This window comes from Lysinibacillus sp. NPDC097287, from assembly GCF_044761695.1.
In the GTDB taxonomy this organism is placed as follows: Bacteria; Bacillota; Bacilli; order Bacillales_A; family Planococcaceae; genus Lysinibacillus.
This window is the reverse complement of record NZ_JBIWCX010000006.1, coordinates 15,330-31,110: the sequence shown is the minus strand read 5'-3', so window position 1 is coordinate 31,110 and position 15,781 is coordinate 15,330. Positions and strand designations below refer to the sequence as shown.

The 15,781-nt window shown below is 37.2% G+C and carries 16 protein-coding genes and 1 riboswitch; of the genes, 7 read left to right on the top strand and 9 right to left on the bottom strand.

All coding sequences use genetic code 11. From position 1 onward, the window contains the following. Positions 1–756 precede the first annotated feature (756 nt). Together ACIQ2D_RS10360 and ACIQ2D_RS10355 are read right to left on the bottom strand one after the other, a co-directional pair. A complete protein-coding gene (locus tag ACIQ2D_RS10360; RefSeq protein ID WP_402863416.1) occupies positions 757–2,265 on the bottom strand; it encodes an alanine/glycine:cation symporter family protein in 1,509 nt (502 codons plus the stop codon). Positions 2,266–2,393: 128 nt separating this feature from the next. Next, complete coding sequence (locus ACIQ2D_RS10355) at positions 2,394–3,200, bottom strand: alpha/beta hydrolase (RefSeq protein WP_402863413.1); 807 nt, start codon at positions 3,198–3,200, stop codon at positions 2,394–2,396. 364 nt (positions 3,201–3,564) lie between these two features. On the opposite strand from ACIQ2D_RS10355, the gene ACIQ2D_RS10350 reads away from it, so the two are divergent. Then, the gene (locus ACIQ2D_RS10350) at positions 3,565–4,077 is read left to right on the top strand and encodes a gamma carbonic anhydrase (RefSeq protein WP_402863410.1); all 513 of its coding nucleotides are present in this window, start codon (positions 3,565–3,567) and stop codon (positions 4,075–4,077) included. A gap of 44 nt (positions 4,078–4,121) precedes the next feature. Here the strand turns inward: ACIQ2D_RS10350 and metK are convergent, their stop codons facing one another. Continuing rightward, positions 4,122–5,318 carry a methionine adenosyltransferase gene (metK, locus tag ACIQ2D_RS10345; RefSeq protein WP_402863407.1) on the bottom strand — a complete coding sequence of 399 codons (1,197 nt, stop codon included), beginning with the start codon at positions 5,316–5,318 and terminating at the stop codon, positions 4,122–4,124. A gap of 328 nt (positions 5,319–5,646) precedes the next feature. After that, positions 5,647–5,765, bottom strand: a riboswitch (SAM riboswitch). Between the two features lie 200 nt (positions 5,766–5,965). On the opposite strand from metK, the gene pckA reads away from it, so the two are divergent. After that, entirely contained in the window at positions 5,966–7,552 is a 1,587-nt protein-coding gene (gene pckA / locus ACIQ2D_RS10340; protein WP_402863404.1) for a phosphoenolpyruvate carboxykinase (ATP), read from the top strand. A 51-nt stretch (positions 7,553–7,603) separates the two neighbouring features. On the opposite strand, the gene ACIQ2D_RS10335 is transcribed toward pckA, so the two are convergent. Together ACIQ2D_RS10335 and ACIQ2D_RS10330 are read right to left on the bottom strand one after the other, a co-directional pair. After that, a complete protein-coding gene (locus ACIQ2D_RS10335; protein ID WP_402863401.1) occupies positions 7,604–8,434 on the bottom strand; it encodes an alpha/beta fold hydrolase in 831 nt (276 codons plus the stop codon). A gap of 88 nt (positions 8,435–8,522) precedes the next feature. Further along, positions 8,523–9,188, bottom strand: coding sequence for a vWA domain-containing protein (locus ACIQ2D_RS10330; protein ID WP_402863398.1), 666 nt, complete (start codon positions 9,186–9,188; stop codon positions 8,523–8,525). Between the two features lie 627 nt (positions 9,189–9,815). On the opposite strand from ACIQ2D_RS10330, the gene ACIQ2D_RS10325 reads away from it, so the two are divergent. Further along, the gene (locus tag ACIQ2D_RS10325) at positions 9,816–10,262 is read left to right on the top strand and encodes a helix-turn-helix domain-containing protein (RefSeq protein ID WP_402863395.1); all 447 of its coding nucleotides are present in this window, start codon (positions 9,816–9,818) and stop codon (positions 10,260–10,262) included. A 396-nt stretch (positions 10,263–10,658) separates the two neighbouring features. Here ACIQ2D_RS10325 and ACIQ2D_RS10320 read toward each other — a convergent pair whose 3' ends face one another. The 3 genes from ACIQ2D_RS10320 to ACIQ2D_RS10310 all read right to left on the bottom strand — a co-directional run bounded on the left by ACIQ2D_RS10320 (position 10,659) and on the right by ACIQ2D_RS10310 (position 12,594). Beyond that, positions 10,659–11,435, bottom strand: a complete 777-nt coding sequence (locus tag ACIQ2D_RS10320; RefSeq protein WP_402863392.1) for an alpha/beta hydrolase family protein — start codon at positions 11,433–11,435, stop codon at positions 10,659–10,661. Then, a complete protein-coding gene (locus ACIQ2D_RS10315; protein ID WP_402863389.1) occupies positions 11,419–11,886 on the bottom strand; it encodes an NUDIX domain-containing protein in 468 nt (155 codons plus the stop codon). Before ACIQ2D_RS10315 ends, ACIQ2D_RS10320 begins: the two co-directional genes overlap by 17 nt. Before the next feature lie 153 nt (positions 11,887–12,039). Further along, positions 12,040–12,594 (bottom strand): helix-turn-helix domain-containing protein, encoded by a 555-nt coding sequence (locus tag ACIQ2D_RS10310; protein WP_402863386.1) that lies wholly within the window; start codon positions 12,592–12,594, stop codon positions 12,040–12,042. Between the two features lie 209 nt (positions 12,595–12,803). Between ACIQ2D_RS10310 and ACIQ2D_RS10305 the strand changes: the two genes are divergently transcribed. Then, entirely contained in the window at positions 12,804–14,279 is a 1,476-nt protein-coding gene (locus tag ACIQ2D_RS10305) for an L-lactate permease (protein ID WP_402863383.1), read from the top strand. A 338-nt stretch (positions 14,280–14,617) separates the two neighbouring features. Here ACIQ2D_RS10305 and ACIQ2D_RS10300 read toward each other — a convergent pair whose 3' ends face one another. Continuing rightward, entirely contained in the window at positions 14,618–14,935 is a 318-nt protein-coding gene (locus tag ACIQ2D_RS10300; protein ID WP_402863380.1) for a transposase, read from the bottom strand. A gap of 133 nt (positions 14,936–15,068) precedes the next feature. On the opposite strand from ACIQ2D_RS10300, the gene ytzI reads away from it, so the two are divergent. The 3 genes from ytzI (at position 15,069) to yidD (ending at position 15,700) form a co-directional block, all read left to right on the top strand. Then, on the top strand, positions 15,069–15,215 hold the full coding sequence (gene ytzI, locus ACIQ2D_RS10295) for a YtzI protein (protein ID WP_402863377.1): 147 nt from the start codon (positions 15,069–15,071) through the stop codon (positions 15,213–15,215). 93 nt (positions 15,216–15,308) lie between these two features. Then, on the top strand, positions 15,309–15,470 hold the full coding sequence (locus tag ACIQ2D_RS10290; RefSeq protein ID WP_402863374.1) for a hypothetical protein: 162 nt from the start codon (positions 15,309–15,311) through the stop codon (positions 15,468–15,470). Beyond that, positions 15,467–15,700, top strand: coding sequence for a membrane protein insertion efficiency factor YidD (gene yidD, locus ACIQ2D_RS10285; RefSeq protein WP_402863371.1), 234 nt, complete (start codon positions 15,467–15,469; stop codon positions 15,698–15,700). The genes ACIQ2D_RS10290 and yidD overlap by 4 nt, the downstream gene beginning before the upstream one ends. Positions 15,701–15,781: the final 81 nt, after the last annotated feature.

Here is a 15,781-nt window from a genome sequence, read left to right as displayed (position 1 = left end):
AACCCTTTAAGCAAAACAACGGGCTTTCTATATGGTAAAAATCCACTTCGCTTTCCGCGGGCACAGCGTAAGTCGCAACCCTCGCTACGCGCGGTTTGTTGCGTCTTACGTCTTGTGCTGTTCCCGCAGGAGTCTACGTGGATTTTTACCTGTATAACAAAAGTACTCTCAACACACTATTTCACTTTTAGGACAACCCCCTCAGTCTGTAGGCAAACATAATGTTGTTTGCATAACGGTGTTTAGTTGTAAAACCGGCAAGCTCCGCCACTTCGCTTTTCGTGATCTCGACTGTCACGCTTTCCCACAGAAGTCCACGTGACGGGGCTTGCCTTGCATAAAAATGAGCTACCCTATAGGCTTAAGAGTACTTTATAACAGATGTAAAAGAATATTATTTTTGTTTCAACTTGTCGACTCGCCCATTATATAGGGATAGCGTGAATTAAATCGTTCTTAAAGATATTGCAAAAAAGATGGTGCTTCTACTTTTACTAACTCGTATAGAAAAAATCTAGTTGATTGGAGTGGAAGGCGGCGACTCCTAGGGGATCAGCGAGCAACTTGAGACCCTGCAGGAGCAGTGTGTTTTGCGACGAAGCGGCTCAAGGCTCTCCCCCTGGAAAGCGCCCGCCTGTAACGGAGATCGACGGGTTCCTTGTACACTCTCATAATCGTTCACAAAGAATTTATTGAAGTAATTGTTTGCAAAAATATGAAAAGAGACTATGAATTATATCATAGCCTCTTTTTATATTATTTATTTTTACGTTTTTCATTGTAGTCAACCCAGAAGTCTGCACCTTTAATACCTAGTTTACGAGGATCGAAGACAGGGTCTTTTCCTTCTTTTTTCTGTTTATCGTAATCTTTTAATGCGACAATTGCTGGTTTCATAATAATTAAGATTGCAAGTACATTAATCCATACCATTAATCCTAAACCTACATCCCCCATTGCCCAAGCAAGATCGGACGTTCTTACTGTACCGTAGAAGGCTGCACATAAAATTGCAATCTTCGCTAACCAAATGAATATCTTCTCCTTTTGCCCCTTGAATAGATATGCTACATTCGTTTCAGCGATATAGTAATAAGCCATAATTGTCGTAAATGCAAAGAAGAATAATGCTATTGCTACGAATGGTGCACCAAAGCCTGGCAATGCAGACTCAACTGCATACTGTGTATATGCTGCACCCTCTTTAATGCTTTTCGCAAACGTCATTTGCTCTTCGCCTGTTAAGCCACCTTGATTGAATTCACCTACATGAATAAATGGTTCAGTCCCTTCAGCCGCCTTCTCAACCTGAACGTTATACATGCCTGTGAACAAAATCATAAATGCTGTCGCTGAACAAATCAGTAATGTATCAATGTATACAGAAGCCGCTTGCACAAGACCTTGTTTCGCAGGGTGTGAAACTTCTGCTGCTGCAGCAGGGTGCGCACCAGTTCCTTGACCTGCTTCATTAGAGTAAATACCACGCTTAACACCCCAAGCAATTGCTGAACCGATAATACCGCCAAAAATTTCTTGTGCGCCAAATGCACTTGTGAAAATCAACGCAATTACATTAGGTACTTCTGAAATATTCATCACGATAATGATAATTGCCATGATCACATATGCTAACGCCATGAAAGGTACGATAAATTGGGCAGCATTTGCAATCGATTTAACACCACCAATAATAATTCCACCAAGTAATACTACGATAATCAAGCCTGTAATCCATGTTTCAATACCAAAAGCGTTTTCAACTGCTCCTGCAATGGCATTCGCTTGAACACCCGGCATTAAAATAAGCATAGCGATTAACGCTGCAATTGCAAAAATAATTGCAAACCATTTTTGCCCCATCCCTTTTTCAATGTAAAAGGCAGGACCACCACGGTATTCTGTTTCCTTTTCTTCTTTATAAATCTGAGCTAATGTCGATTCAACATAAGCAGTTGCTGCACCAATGAAGGCAATTGCCCACATCCAAAATACTGCACCAGGTCCACCCATACCGATAGCAGTAGCAGTACCAGCGATGTTACCAGTACCTACGCGGCCTGAAAGTGCGATGGATAGAGCTTGGAAAGAAGAAATCCCTTTTTCAGACTTCTCCCCCCTAAACATTAATACAAACATGTCTTTAATGTGTCTCACTTGGACAAACCGTGTAATAATAGTGAAAAATAATCCAACTAATAAAATGCCATAAATAAACCACGGTCCCCATAAAATATCATTAAGCGTCCCTACGAGTGTCTCCATTTTATCCCTCCCCATTCTTTAATTTCCTATTTAAGACATTATAGTATTACACTTTTCAGAAAATTACAATATTTTTTCTAGATCAATACTATCTTGAAAAATTATTGCTAAATAGGGAGAAATATAGGTTATTTTACAATATATCCTACTGAGCGAAGTACGTTATTCATAAAGTCCCTCATATAGATAAAAATCTCTTCACGCTCTACCTCGTGAAACAGATTATGATAACATTTTGGCCATTCTTTATATTGAATTTCAGTTAAATCCTGCTGAAAGAGCCAGTGACGAGCCATTCTTATATCTGTAATAGAATCTCTTTCCCCGGTCATCACAAGCATAGGCTTATTTGGGAATTCACCTTTTGGCAAAGCTATTAAATCTTTTTTTAGCATTTGTAGGTCACGATACCATTTTACTGAAACAACTGTCATAAAGGGGAAATCATCTTTCATCTCCTCTATGCCTTCCACACTGCGTGTTAATTTACCAAATCCAATTTCATGGGTCATCTTTACGTTCGCAGTTAGTGCACTTAAAGTCGTTAAAGCGTTCGATAATTTACCTGGCTGTAATTTCAATTGCAACCATGGAGAACTTAAAATAATTCCTGCACACTCATACTTTCTCTTATGCATCATACGTAGTGCTAGTGTTGCACCTAGTCCATGCCCAATTAAAAAAACAGGTAACTCATATGAAAAAGCATTTTCTATAAGCTGTCTTGTATATTTATAATATTCTTTAAAATCCTCATCATGGGCACGTGAAAACTGCGCTTTTGTCCCATGATTCGGTAAATCCCCCATTACTACGTGGAAGCCTTCCATTCTAAGTTTTTCTATAAGCCACGCATACCAGCGGTGATTCTCATACGCACCATGAAGAACGGCAATTACAGCCTTGGCTTGTCCATCAGCTTCCCATTTCCACATTTAACATACTCCTCCTGAAACTTAGTTACACAATTATTATAACGAATATCATGATTTTTTAACATTATTCGACGATTTATCTAAACAATCGTCGAATAATATTAAATACTACTGATGTTTGTAGATCTACATGTTGTAGGATTTTTAGCCATCTTCGCATAGTTGTAGCAAGCTTTGGCTACTATTTTTATTGTAAACGAATATATCGAACAAGTATGATACAAAATCTGGATGAAGTATTTTTCTTATTTAAGTGATGCTTCTAGTATAATTACTAAATGGCGTAATTGATTTTCACCTTTCTAATAACTTGCGTATTTGATACGATAATATCACATCACGTAAAAGAAAAGAGGCGGTTAATTTGATCTATCCTTTTAAAGATAAAACCCCAGACATTGATCCATCTGTCTTTATTGCAGACTATGCTACTATTACAGGCGACGTCAAAATTGGGGCTGAATCAACAATTTGGTTTAATACGGTTATTCGAGGGGATGTATCTCCTACAATTATCGGTAAACGAGTAAGTATTCAAGACCTTTGTTGCTTACATCAAAGTCCTAAATTTCCACTAATAATTGAGGATGAAGTAACAGTTGGTCATCAAGTGACACTACATAGTTGTACAATTCGGAAAAATGCTTTGATCGGCATGGGCTCTATTATTTTAGACGGGGCTGAAATTGGCGAAGGTGCCTTTATCGGTGCGGGTAGTCTAGTACCACCGGGTAAAGTAATTCCTCCTAATAGCTTAGCTCTAGGACGCCCAGCCAAAGTCGTTCGTGAATTAAATGCAGAAGATAAAGAAGATATGGAACGCATTGTTCGTGAATATGCTGAAAAAGGACAATACTATAAATCACTGCAAGAATAAGGGAAAAGGGGAACTAAGATAATTTCTTAGTTCCCCTTTAATCATTATAGACCAGCTTTAGCTCTTAATACGTCAGCTTTATCTGTCTTTTCCCATGGTACATCTAAGTCAATACGACCGAAGTGACCATATGCTGCTGTTTGTTTGTAAATTGGGCGACGTAGGTCAAGCATTTTAATAATACCTGCCGGACGTAAGTCGAAGTATTCGCGGATCCATTCCACGATTTGGCTTTCTTTTACTTTACCTGTACCGAACGTATCAACAGCGATTGATACAGGTTGTGCTACACCAATTGCATAAGCAAGTTGTACTTCTGCACGATCTGCAAGTCCAGCTGCCACGATATTTTTCGCCACGTAACGTGCTGCATACGCTGCAGAACGGTCAACTTTTGTTGCATCCTTACCAGAGAATGCACCACCACCATGACGCGCATAACCACCATAAGTATCAACGATGATTTTACGGCCAGTAAGACCTGCATCACCTTTAGGTCCTCCGATTACAAAGCGTCCTGTTGGATTAATGAAGTATTTTGTATTTACATCTAATAATTCACTTGGTACAACAGGTCCAATCACAACTGCTTTCAAATCAGCTTGAATTTGTTCAAGTGTCACTTCTTCATCATGTTGTGTTGAAATAACAATCGTATCCACACGTACTGGACGGTTATTTTCATCGTATTCAATCGTTACTTGTGTTTTACCATCTGGACGTAAGTATGCTAGTTCGCCTGATTTACGTACTTCGGTAAGACGACGAGCTAATTTATGTGCTAAGCTGATTGGTAAAGGCATAAGTTCAGGCGTTTCGTTACATGCGTAACCAAACATTAGACCTTGGTCTCCTGCGCCAATCGCTTCGATATCCTCTTCTGTCATAGTTCCTTCGCGTGCTTCTAATGCTTGGTCAACACCTTGTGCAATGTCTGCAGATTGCTCACCGATTGCAACTAATACAGCTAGGTTTTCAGCATCAAAACCGTACTTCCCACGCGTGTAACCAATCTCTGCTACAGTATCGCGTACGATTCCTTTAATATCTACATAAGTAGAAGTAGTAATTTCTCCTGCTACCAATACTAGGCCCGTTGTTACAGTAGTTTCACACGCTACACGTGCATTTGGATCTTCTGCTAATATGGCATCTAAAATTGCATCCGAAATTTGGTCACAAATTTTATCTGGATGTCCTTCTGTCACACTCTCTGATGTAAACAGTCGACGGTTTGTCATTTGGTTTCCTCCTATTACTCTTGCGAATAGTGCTCGCGAAATTAATACGGTACTCATTACCCATGTCAAGTTCGCTCCAAAGGGAATGAACTTCAAGCCGTTGTTGCTGTCGTTTCACTTTCGCACAAAAAGACACGTTGTTGCTGTCGTTTCACTTTCGCACAAAAAGGCAGCTGCTGCTTAAACACGAGGATTTCGAAAGGCTTATCCCTACTTATAATAAGGAAGAAAATAAATATCGCTACTACGGTAGTTATTTTTACAAATAAAAAAATCCTCTACCCACGCTTATACATGAGGAAAGGATTTGTAATTTCGTAACCTTTCACTCTTATCGTTCAAGGGAAATTCCCCTGCATCAGGTTGGCACCAACGCATAACGTGAAATAAGTTATGCAGGTTGCCGGGTTTCATAGGGCCTGACCCTCCACCAGCTCGGGATAAGAGTATCCGTTCAATTCCACATAATACGCAAATCAGTTGCCTATGTCAAATATTTTATGACGTTTTCGCAAATTGTAATAAATTCTCATAAATATTTTTTTGAATTAGTATAGATTATTTAGTCAATTGTGTTATACTATTTTTGAAATTAAGAAAATCTCCCTGACTCAGGGAATACTATAAAAAAGGATGGTATTTAATCGATGAATTCAGTAGAAATTGCAAACGAACTGAAGGAATTATTAAGCGGCGAGAACATTAAAGTTCAACTTTCAGTACCACAATTAGTAGAAAAAGCTACATCTCGTGGTGAAGCATTGTTAACAGTAGATGGCGCAGTTAGCGCAGAAACTGGTAAATACACTGGTCGTTCACCTAAAGATAAATATACGGTAGAAGAAGCAGGCTCAAAAGATCAAATTGATTGGGGCAATGTAAACCAACCAATTTCATCTGAAGTATTTGATAACTTATATGTAAAAGTAGTGAACTACTTAAAAGAAAAAGATGAACTTTTCGTTTTCAAAGGCTTTGCTGGCGCTGATAAAGATTCACAATTAAGCATCCAAGTGATCAACGAATACGCTTGGCACAACCTTTTTGTTCATCAATTATTTATCCGTCCAACAGAAGAAGAATTAGCATCTCACGTTGCAGACTTCACAATCGTTTCAGCTCCTAACTTCAAAGCAGACCCTGCTGTTGATGGTACAGCTTCTGAAACATTCATCATCGTGTCTCTTGAAAAGAAAGTCATCTTAATTGGTGGTACTGAGTATGCTGGCGAAATGAAAAAATCAATTTTCGGTATCATGAACTACTTATTACCACAACAAGGTATCCTTTCAATGCACTGTTCAGCAAACGTTGGTGAAGCTGGCGATGTAGCACTATTCTTCGGACTATCTGGTACTGGTAAAACTACGTTATCAGCTGATGCTGATCGCAAATTAATCGGTGACGACGAGCATGGTTGGTCTGATAATGGCGTATTCAATATCGAAGGTGGTTGCTACGCAAAAACTATCAATCTTTCTGAAGAAAAAGAGCCTGAAATTTACCACGCAATCCGTTTCGGTTCTGTATTAGAAAACGTTGTGGTTGATCCAGAATCTCGCGTATGTGACTACGATGACGGTTCATTAACTGAAAACACGCGTGTTGCTTATCCAATCGATTACATCGAAAACATCGTAACACCATCTGTTGCAGGTCACCCAAAAACAATCGTCTTCTTAACAGCCGATGCTTATGGGGTATTACCTCCAATCAGTAAATTAACAAAAGAGCAAGCAATGTACCACTTCCTAAGTGGCTTCACTTCAAAACTTGCTGGTACTGAACGTGGCGTTACAGAGCCTGAACCAGTATTCTCTACATGCTTCGGTTCTCCGTTCCTACCACTTCCAGCAACAGTTTATGCTGAAATGTTAGGTAACAAAATCGACGAGCATGGCGCACAAGTATTCCTAGTTAACACTGGTTGGACTGGCGGCGAATACGGCGTAGGTTCACGTATGAAGCTTTCTTATACTCGTACAATGGTACGTGCTGCAATCGACGGTAAATTAAACAACGTTGAAACAATCCAAGACGCGGTATTCGGATTACACATCCCAACAGCTGTTGAAGGTGTTCCAACTGAAGTACTTAACCCTCGCGATGCATGGGCTGATAAAGCAGCTTATGATGTAAAAGCAGCTGAACTTGCTAATCTTTTCAATGATAACTTCAAGAAATTCTCAAACGTTTCTGAAGCAATTACAAAACTTGGCGGTCCTTTAAAATAAGACACATTCAAAGAGGAGACGAATAACATCGTCTCCTCTTTTTTTTACGATCTATAAGGATTTCACAATATCATAAATAACCTGATTCAACTCTGGTTGATGGACGCCAACCATCGTATAATGATTACTTGGTGTTACAAATGTTTCAATATTTTTTGTATAGTCCTTTGTGTCCTCAAAAAATGGGGCCGCAAACAAAGCAGGGAGAGGGCCGATCATACCAGTTGCTATCACTAACAGTACTGGACACTTCACTTTTCCTGCAATTGCCTTTGGATTATAGTCTGCAAAGCCTTGTAAATCTTCATTTATATTTCGAGCATTCATTTTGCTTTTCCATATTCCATCAGTCTCTACTACCTCGTACAATACTGCCTGTTCAATTTCTTCAGACCAAGTAATGCCTAACATCGTATAAAGTAGCCGCATCTCTTGTAAGTACTGCTCTTTTGTCTCATACGTTTTTTGTAATCGACTTAGTGATGGCTGTAGCATCATACTAAGTATAGGGTCAACTTTACAAGCACCATCTAAATAAACCGCCCCTTTTACATGCGGATGCTCACTAGCAATAATCGATGTGATAAATGCCCCCATCGAATGTCCGATAAGTATCGGTTCGTCTATTGCTAGTTTTTCTAGTAACAGTTGGATATCTTTTGCATGTTGTGGTACAGAACTCTTTTCTGCCGGGTCACTTTCCCCTCGCCCTGCCAAATCCACTGTCACCGTTTTAAAGTCTTCTTTCAACAGTTGGACTAAATGATAAAAATTATGCTGATGTCCCGTTAAGCCATGCAAAAATACAATCATGTTCTCACCTTGTCCATCAATTGTTACCGCTAAATTCCTTCCTCCTACGTCTACAAGCAATTTCTCCATTGCTCCACCCCTTTTGTGAAAGAAAATTCTAACAATTAAATGATAGCATGAGAGAAAATCAATCACAATTGCTTCAAAAATAACCTTATTACATAATCTGTTTTTCTTTTGCTTCTTTTAGCCACACAGGAAACTCCTCAAGTAATTGCTCATATAACTGTTCATCACTGACAGCTTCCATACTATCTAGATGAAAGAAATTAGCATTATCGACTACGCGTCCCTCCATTGTATCTAACTTACGTAAAACATCGAAGTTCGAATCTCCAATTCCTATAAATTGCCAAAACAAAGGTTTATTCGATGATTTAATAATAGAGCGCTTAATGCTAGCCTTACATCCCCCATCATTAATGAAAACAATAAATACAGGATCCTGACTAGGCTCTTCATATACATATTTTTTTATAACATCTGCCATAACTTGTGGCTCATCATTACGTCCAAATTTATGCACACTCGCATTATTTATGATTTCACGATCCACATAGCCAATAAAATCTTTTTCAGTTACCGCAGGCAGTCTTGAAAATTCATTATCATATACCCACACGTCTAGTGCCCCATCATCATCAAACTGACTGGCTACAGCGAGCATTCGTTCAACGGCCTCCTGTACTACACCCTCACTATAAAGCTTACGCATTGAACCTGAAATATCTAGTACAATCCCAACACGTGCGACAACACCCTTTAATTTCTTCTTCTCTAATACAATCTTAGCGGCTTGCTTCTTCAAATTAATAGAATTCATCTCACAACACCCCTGATAGTTAATAGATTACAAATAAATTATACAATATAATACAATTAAACAAAAATAAGGTTATGACCCATAAATTGTGGGTGATTTCCGATGGGCGTCCAGCCCCCACCCCAATCAAGGCGTTGGTTAAGATTAAATTTTGATTATACATTACTCTAAATCCTTGATTTTACGGCATATAAAAAGCTATCGTTTCGAATAAAGATTGATCAAAACGATAGCTTTCTTTTATTTTTTAGAACTGTGTTTTTATAAAAAAGATTGATTTTTTTAAATATTCCCACTCCACTAAAGCACTCCGTTAGCTTAAGTACACTATTTCACAAATTCTAGATTTCCTTTCAGTTATTACAGGAATGCTGCTCTTAGCGAAATAACAAAAGAACTCTTATAATTAAGAAAACCCCATAAAAGACACTGACTAAACTGCCACTGTAGCAGTTTACAGAAAGTCCGCTAAATATTTATTTTTGTAATAATTAATGAGTAAATAAAGGACTATACACAAAAATAAACGCTGTTTCCAAGGGGCAACTAATAGTTTACATCCCTGCAACGATACGGTTCTTTAATTTTTTAGTGTAAGTAAATATACTGTGGATAGGAGTTGATCATATGTATTTTTCTTCAAAAATAAAAGAAGAACGTCAAAAGCATAATATGTCACAACAACAGCTTGGAGAAAAACTTAATATTAGTAGACAATCTATTTCCAAATGGGAACGTGGAGAAAGTTACCCTAGTATTGAATTGTTAATTAAGTTAAGTGACATATTTGATATTACTCTTGATGAATTAGTAAAGGAGGATAATTCTTTGAAAGAGCAACTCATAAAAGATAGCCAAAAATTAGTCTATCCAAGGTGGAAATTATTTTTTGATATTCTTCTAATAATTGGATTTTTAATCATACTAGCTAAGATATTCATTGTAATAGGTAATAAGTTATTTGATTTAAATATTGTGTTCTTACAGGATTCTCTGTTATTTCAAATTGGACCTTTTTTTATGACTATCATTGGAGCAATTGGCAGCGAATCTCTAGCCAAAAAATACAAATAATCATTTTGGATTTAGAGTTATACACTAATTATTTAGGAAAGTCCCTTCAAACTATCTGAAGGGACTTTTTTCAGTATGTATCTTCTTCAACAAAACTGCTTCGTTAGTTTAAGTACATTTCTTCACAATCTTTATAGCGATATCCACATAAATATCCAATTAAAATCATCTCACCTCTAAGAAATCTACAGAGATGAGATGATTTTAATCAAACTTTATTATAAATAATCAATCTTTTTTACAAAGCTACACAAGGAACATTCTAATATTGATATCCTCTTTAACCAAAATTAGTCCAATTTATTGTAAAAACCGAAGCGAGCACTGATATATAAGATACATGTGACGAACCATATAAAAACAGTCATTCTGATAATAGAATGACTGTCATGTTCTTTATTGTGATTTCATCCAGTTACAAAGCTTTCGAACAACTTGTCGATTCACTTCTGGTGGGAAGAAATGCGTCAAGTTTTCATAATACCATGTCTCCACGGTTTTCTTTTCATCTTCTAAATAAAATTCAAGCTGCCTTGCATGCTCAACATCAACGTTTTCATCTCGTAATCCATGAATGATTAATACAGGTCCTGCTATTTGTTCTAATTCAAACAATGGTGTTCGAGCATCATATGCTTCAGGTACTCGATTTGGTGTACCCCCTATGACACGTTTCATCATACGACGCATATCCATCCGTTCCCAATATGTAGCTGTTGCATCTGATACACCTGCCCACGTTACAATGGATGTAATATCACTTCGTAAAATCGCTGTCCATAATGCCATCATGCCGCCACGTGAGAACCCAAAAACATGCACGCGGTTATTGCAATATTGCTTTAAAACTTCAACTCCATGCACTGCATCGAAGCGATCATCACCTGCAAACTCATCGCGTCCTTCGCCGCCCCGATTACCACGATAATAAGGTGCAAAAACAATAAATCCTTGTGCTGCAAACTGCGTAATACGTGGAGCTCTTACCATACCGACATTTTGTATGCCACCTCGTAAATATAGAAAGCCATCATATGTGCCTTCTGCTTTTGGTTCTGCTAGTAATCCTTTCACCCGTAAACCTTGTGAGAAATACGTAATTTCTGTTAAACGAATAGCAGGATTCGGTGAAGGATATGCTCGTTTTTCAAGGATCTCACCATCGATTATCATAACGCTTCACTTCCTCTAGCATTTTTTTCATGCCTTCATCCTTCATATAAAAGCTTAAATTTGGATGTTCCCCTAATTCTTTATCTGTTAGCCACGTCATACCCGACGTTTCTAAATCAAAAGATATATCTTCTTGACTAGCAAACTGTGCAGTAAACACCGCTTTACAAAATAATGTGTCCTCGTGTACTGCGTATTCCGCGAACCACTGCAAGTTCTTCACCCGCACTCCAGTTTCCTCAAATACTTCTCTTACAGCCGCTTCTTCTAAAGTTTCACCAGGCTCTAACTTCCCACCCGGAAATTCAACACCTCTACGTTTATGAATTGTACAAAGCCACTTATTTTTATGCTTTAAAAACACAAGTACGTGCTTCGGCTCTACGGTAAATTCCCCTCTTGTGAAACTTAAATCTACTTGAAAGCCATTTAAATCTTGAAATGAAAACATTCACGTCAACTCCTATATTCCTAGTGTAACCAACGTGTTCAATGCATTCAACTTTCCCTGAAAAAAGTACTGTACTTCAAACAAATAACACCTATTAAGTTTGGCATGTATTTCCTCTAATACATCGTTAATTTATCACCATAACACCTATCTCTACACCTGTGTGGAATCAATCACAAGGAAATAACGACACTCTTCATCTCCAATATTAATAAATCTATGTTCTGTATCCGCTTCAAAAAAGAATGAATCCCCCTCATCTAATTCATCTTTAAAAACCCCGTTTCCTAGTTCAACGCGTAATTTTCCACTTTCAACAAAAATATATTCTTGAACACCTGATTTGTGTGCCGGAAATACGCCCGACTCTTTATGAGCGGGAATAATATTTAAAACAAATTCAATACCTCTTGATGGAAAGGACGGCGACAATAAGTGCCGTTGGAAACCAGATTTTTCATCAACATAAATGGGACGATTATTTTTTCTCATCACAACAATATCCCGTTTTTCCTGCTGATCTAATAAAGCTGAAAGTGTCGTATTTAATGCCTCCGCAATTTGACAAGCTACTTGAATGGTTGGATTTTTTTCTTCTCGTTCAATTTGAGACAGCATGGAGGCACTCACATTACTTAATGAAGATAAATCCTGTAACGTCATATTGTTTTTTTTTCTAATAAAATTTACTTGTTTTCCAAATCCCATTATTTTAAGCTCCTTCATTTTCACTATAGTGTATTTTCAGAGACGCATTTCTTCTATAATATGGCACAACAGCTATAACTATCAACATTAATAAAACCTTATATGGTTATTGTGAAACTAAAATTACAGTAATTTTCAAAACTTTTATACTATAGTGCATTTTTATATACTATAATGAATTAAAGTCGTATAAATTAGGAGTGTATGAAATGTTAAAAATCATTTTTGCTTTGCTACCACTACTTAGTATTTTGTTTATGATTTTCGTATTAAAAAAATCTTCCATTTTAACAGGGATAACTGCTTGTATCATTACAACGGTCATTGCTATTTCACCAGTCTTTAACACGAGTATTAAAATATTACCTGAACCTATAACTAAAAGTTTTCTGACGACATCAATTATTGTGTATATCTTATTTTTTGGTATTCTTTTATTTCACTTGATGGAAAAAGCCGGAGCTATCGATGGAATTGCTTCTTCTATTACAACTGCGACCAATGATAAAATTTATCAAGTTTTGATATTGGCTTTAGGGTTATCCCCTTTAATAGAGGCTGTTAGTGGCTTTGGTTTAGCCGTCATCGTCATTGCGCCTATATTAATCGCATTAGGTTATAGTCCTATTCAGTCATCCGTTATTGCTTTAATTAGTTTATGTATTATACCTTGGGGAACTTTAGCGTTGGGTACGATCATTGGAGCCACACTAGGAGATATCCCCTTACAAGAGTTAGGAATGGGCAGTGCCTTAATGTCTATACCTATTTACGTCTACTTTGCAGTCTTAGTTGCATACATAGGCGCTGGAAAAGAAGCTTTAAAAGAAAGCATTTTTCAAGTATTATTTATTGGATTTTTATTAGGCTTTTCTGTCTGGATCTGTAATCGTTTTGCTAGTGTTGAGCTTGCAGGCATATTTGGATCTCTAACTGTAATCGTCGTTATTTTTCTATTGATCAAACTAAAAAGTAAAGGAAGTAATCTTACACAAGAAAGCCCAATTTCTTTTTTGAAGAATGTTTCTCCCTATTTACTTTTAATACTCCTATTATTCACATCAAGAATCATTCATCCTATTAAAAACTTTTTATCTGGTATCTTTAACATTTCTATAGAAAAATATAATTTTCAGTTAGCACTACTATACTCACCCGGATTTTTTCTCATGCTCGTTTGCCTTTTCACACTTTTCCTCTTCCGCTTAAACAGAAGTGCCATCATAGATAGTATTAAGTTAACAATCAATAAATGTTATCCAGTAATCTTAACTACTTTTTTATATATTGTCGTTTCAGAGATTATGTCAGAAGCGAAGATGATTGAAATTTTGTCATCAACTGCAGCACAATCCTTTGGTCAATTTTTTATATTTATTGCACCCTTAATAGGAGCCACTGGTGGATTTTTAACGGGAAGTAACACCGCCTCTAACACCATGTTTATAAGACTTCAAACAGAGACAGCTGTCCAAGTAGGGATTTCTCCAGTTCTAATAGCATGCGCTCAAAATGTAAGCTCATCTTTTATGACCATGGTGAATCCCTCTAGAGTCGCACTAAGCTGTTCTGTCTGTAAAATCAGCACACTAGAAAATGACATTCAAAATAAATTAGCTTTCGTTGGCATCGGTACACTTACCATTATTTTTATAGAGTTAGCAATAATTTATTCACTATTTTAATTAGTTTTCTTAAGTTCGAATAAAAAAGGTGCTATTCTAAAAGAAAAATCGTACGCTGTGAGTACTTTTAATACGCTATTTTTTTGATAAACAGGTGAAAATCCGTGTAGACTCCTGCGGGAAAGCACGAAACGCAAGACGCAACAAACCGCGTGTAGCGAGGGTTGCGACTTGCGCTGTGCCCGCGAGCGGATTTTTACCATATAGGAAGCCAGTTGTTCTGCTTATAAGGTCTTATTGGATAGCCCCTTTTCCCAGAATATTAAACTGCCTTTATTGATTAATAGTCGATATAAACCATTTCTCCGCAAAATATAAAAATGCCTAGCCGCAATAAGCTAGACACGTCTATCGAAGTATGGTAACTGCTCCACAAATGCTTTTGTGTCATCATCCCCGTACTCATGCACTAAGGCATATATCTTTTTCAATCTCAAATCAATATCATCATTTTCTTTATCTAAATGATAGGGTACATATGGAAGCTGTGCTCTCCACATATTAGATATCTCGAGTAGCTGCATTTGCTGAAAGATTTTTTCAAAAACATCTAGTGCTTGTCGATCAATATTTAGCTCAAAATTCCATGGACCTGCATGTGGATTTGTATAATACGTTCGGTTGGCAAGTGAAAAATATACGCGGTGGCGATCCATCAAAACACTCCTTTTTTCTCTAGTATGATGAAAAAGGAAATTTTTTATTCGCCGGAATGTCAAACTTCCTTCACAATTACCAGAAGCACATATTCTATAATAGAGTTGATGAATCAGAAACGGAGTGAAGTAAATGAGTTTAACCACACTATTAATTGTAGCGGTTATCATCGTTATTTTAATAACAGTTGCTACTATTGCAAGTGTCAATCGTGCATACGCCTTTAAACATACTGTCGATGAAAAACCTGTCCAAAACTTTCAACACGATAAGAAGTAGATTGCTACATAACTTATCCCTAGTTCAATTAATACGTTTTTAATGCTAAAACTATTATAATAAAAATAAAGAAACTGATTTGGAGTGAAAAAAATGGGTGTCCCATTACCAATTATTATTATGATTGCCATGATGATGCTAATGTTTGGCGTTTCTGTCATCGTCCTCATGAAGAAAAAAGGCGATGTTTTTAAACATACAATCGATGCTAAACCTGAACAATCAACAATACAGCACAAGGATGGTCAAGCATGAAATATCCCTTTATATGGCTCATTAAGTTTTACAGAAAATTCATCTCACCTATGACGCCACCCTCGTGCCGCTTCCATCCTACATGCTCATCTTACGGATTAGAAGCATTTCAAAAGCACGGTGCAATTAAAGGATTTATCTTGACGATTACCCGTATTTTAAAATGCCAGCCACTGCACCCTGGTGGCTTTGACCCAGTTCCAGACAAGTGGCCTTCGAAAAAGAATTAATTTCGAAGGTCATTTTTTCTTGTACTTTTTTCATATGTACGTTATTATAATAACTGTCAAAAAATAAATCGTAATCATTAC

Coding starts and splice junctions, on each gene's coding strand:
- metK (WP_402863407.1), bottom strand. CDS start 5,318: ATGACAAACCGTCGACTGTTTACATCAGAGAGTGTGACAGAAGGACAT.
- ACIQ2D_RS10310 (WP_402863386.1), bottom strand. CDS start 12,594: ATGGGATTTGGAAAACAAGTAAATTTTATTAGAAAAAAAAACAATATG.
- ACIQ2D_RS10330 (WP_402863398.1), bottom strand. CDS start 9,188: ATGAATTCTATTAATTTGAAGAAGCAAGCCGCTAAGATTGTATTAGAG.
- ACIQ2D_RS10355 (WP_402863413.1), bottom strand. CDS start 3,200: ATGTGGAAATGGGAAGCTGATGGACAAGCCAAGGCTGTAATTGCCGTT.
- ACIQ2D_RS10320 (WP_402863392.1), bottom strand. CDS start 11,435: ATGATAATCGATGGTGAGATCCTTGAAAAACGAGCATATCCTTCACCG.
- yidD (WP_402863371.1), top strand. CDS start 15,467: ATGAAATATCCCTTTATATGGCTCATTAAGTTTTACAGAAAATTCATC.
- ACIQ2D_RS10325 (WP_402863395.1), top strand. CDS start 9,816: ATGTATTTTTCTTCAAAAATAAAAGAAGAACGTCAAAAGCATAATATG.
- ACIQ2D_RS10305 (WP_402863383.1), top strand. CDS start 12,804: ATGTTAAAAATCATTTTTGCTTTGCTACCACTACTTAGTATTTTGTTT.
- ytzI (WP_402863377.1), top strand. CDS start 15,069: ATGAGTTTAACCACACTATTAATTGTAGCGGTTATCATCGTTATTTTA.
- ACIQ2D_RS10300 (WP_402863380.1), bottom strand. CDS start 14,935: ATGGATCGCCACCGCGTATATTTTTCACTTGCCAACCGAACGTATTAT.
- ACIQ2D_RS10335 (WP_402863401.1), bottom strand. CDS start 8,434: ATGGAGAAATTGCTTGTAGACGTAGGAGGAAGGAATTTAGCGGTAACA.
- ACIQ2D_RS10315 (WP_402863389.1), bottom strand. CDS start 11,886: ATGTTTTCATTTCAAGATTTAAATGGCTTTCAAGTAGATTTAAGTTTC.
- ACIQ2D_RS10360 (WP_402863416.1), bottom strand. CDS start 2,265: ATGGAGACACTCGTAGGGACGCTTAATGATATTTTATGGGGACCGTGG.
- ACIQ2D_RS10290 (WP_402863374.1), top strand. CDS start 15,309: ATGGGTGTCCCATTACCAATTATTATTATGATTGCCATGATGATGCTA.
- pckA (WP_402863404.1), top strand. CDS start 5,966: ATGAATTCAGTAGAAATTGCAAACGAACTGAAGGAATTATTAAGCGGC.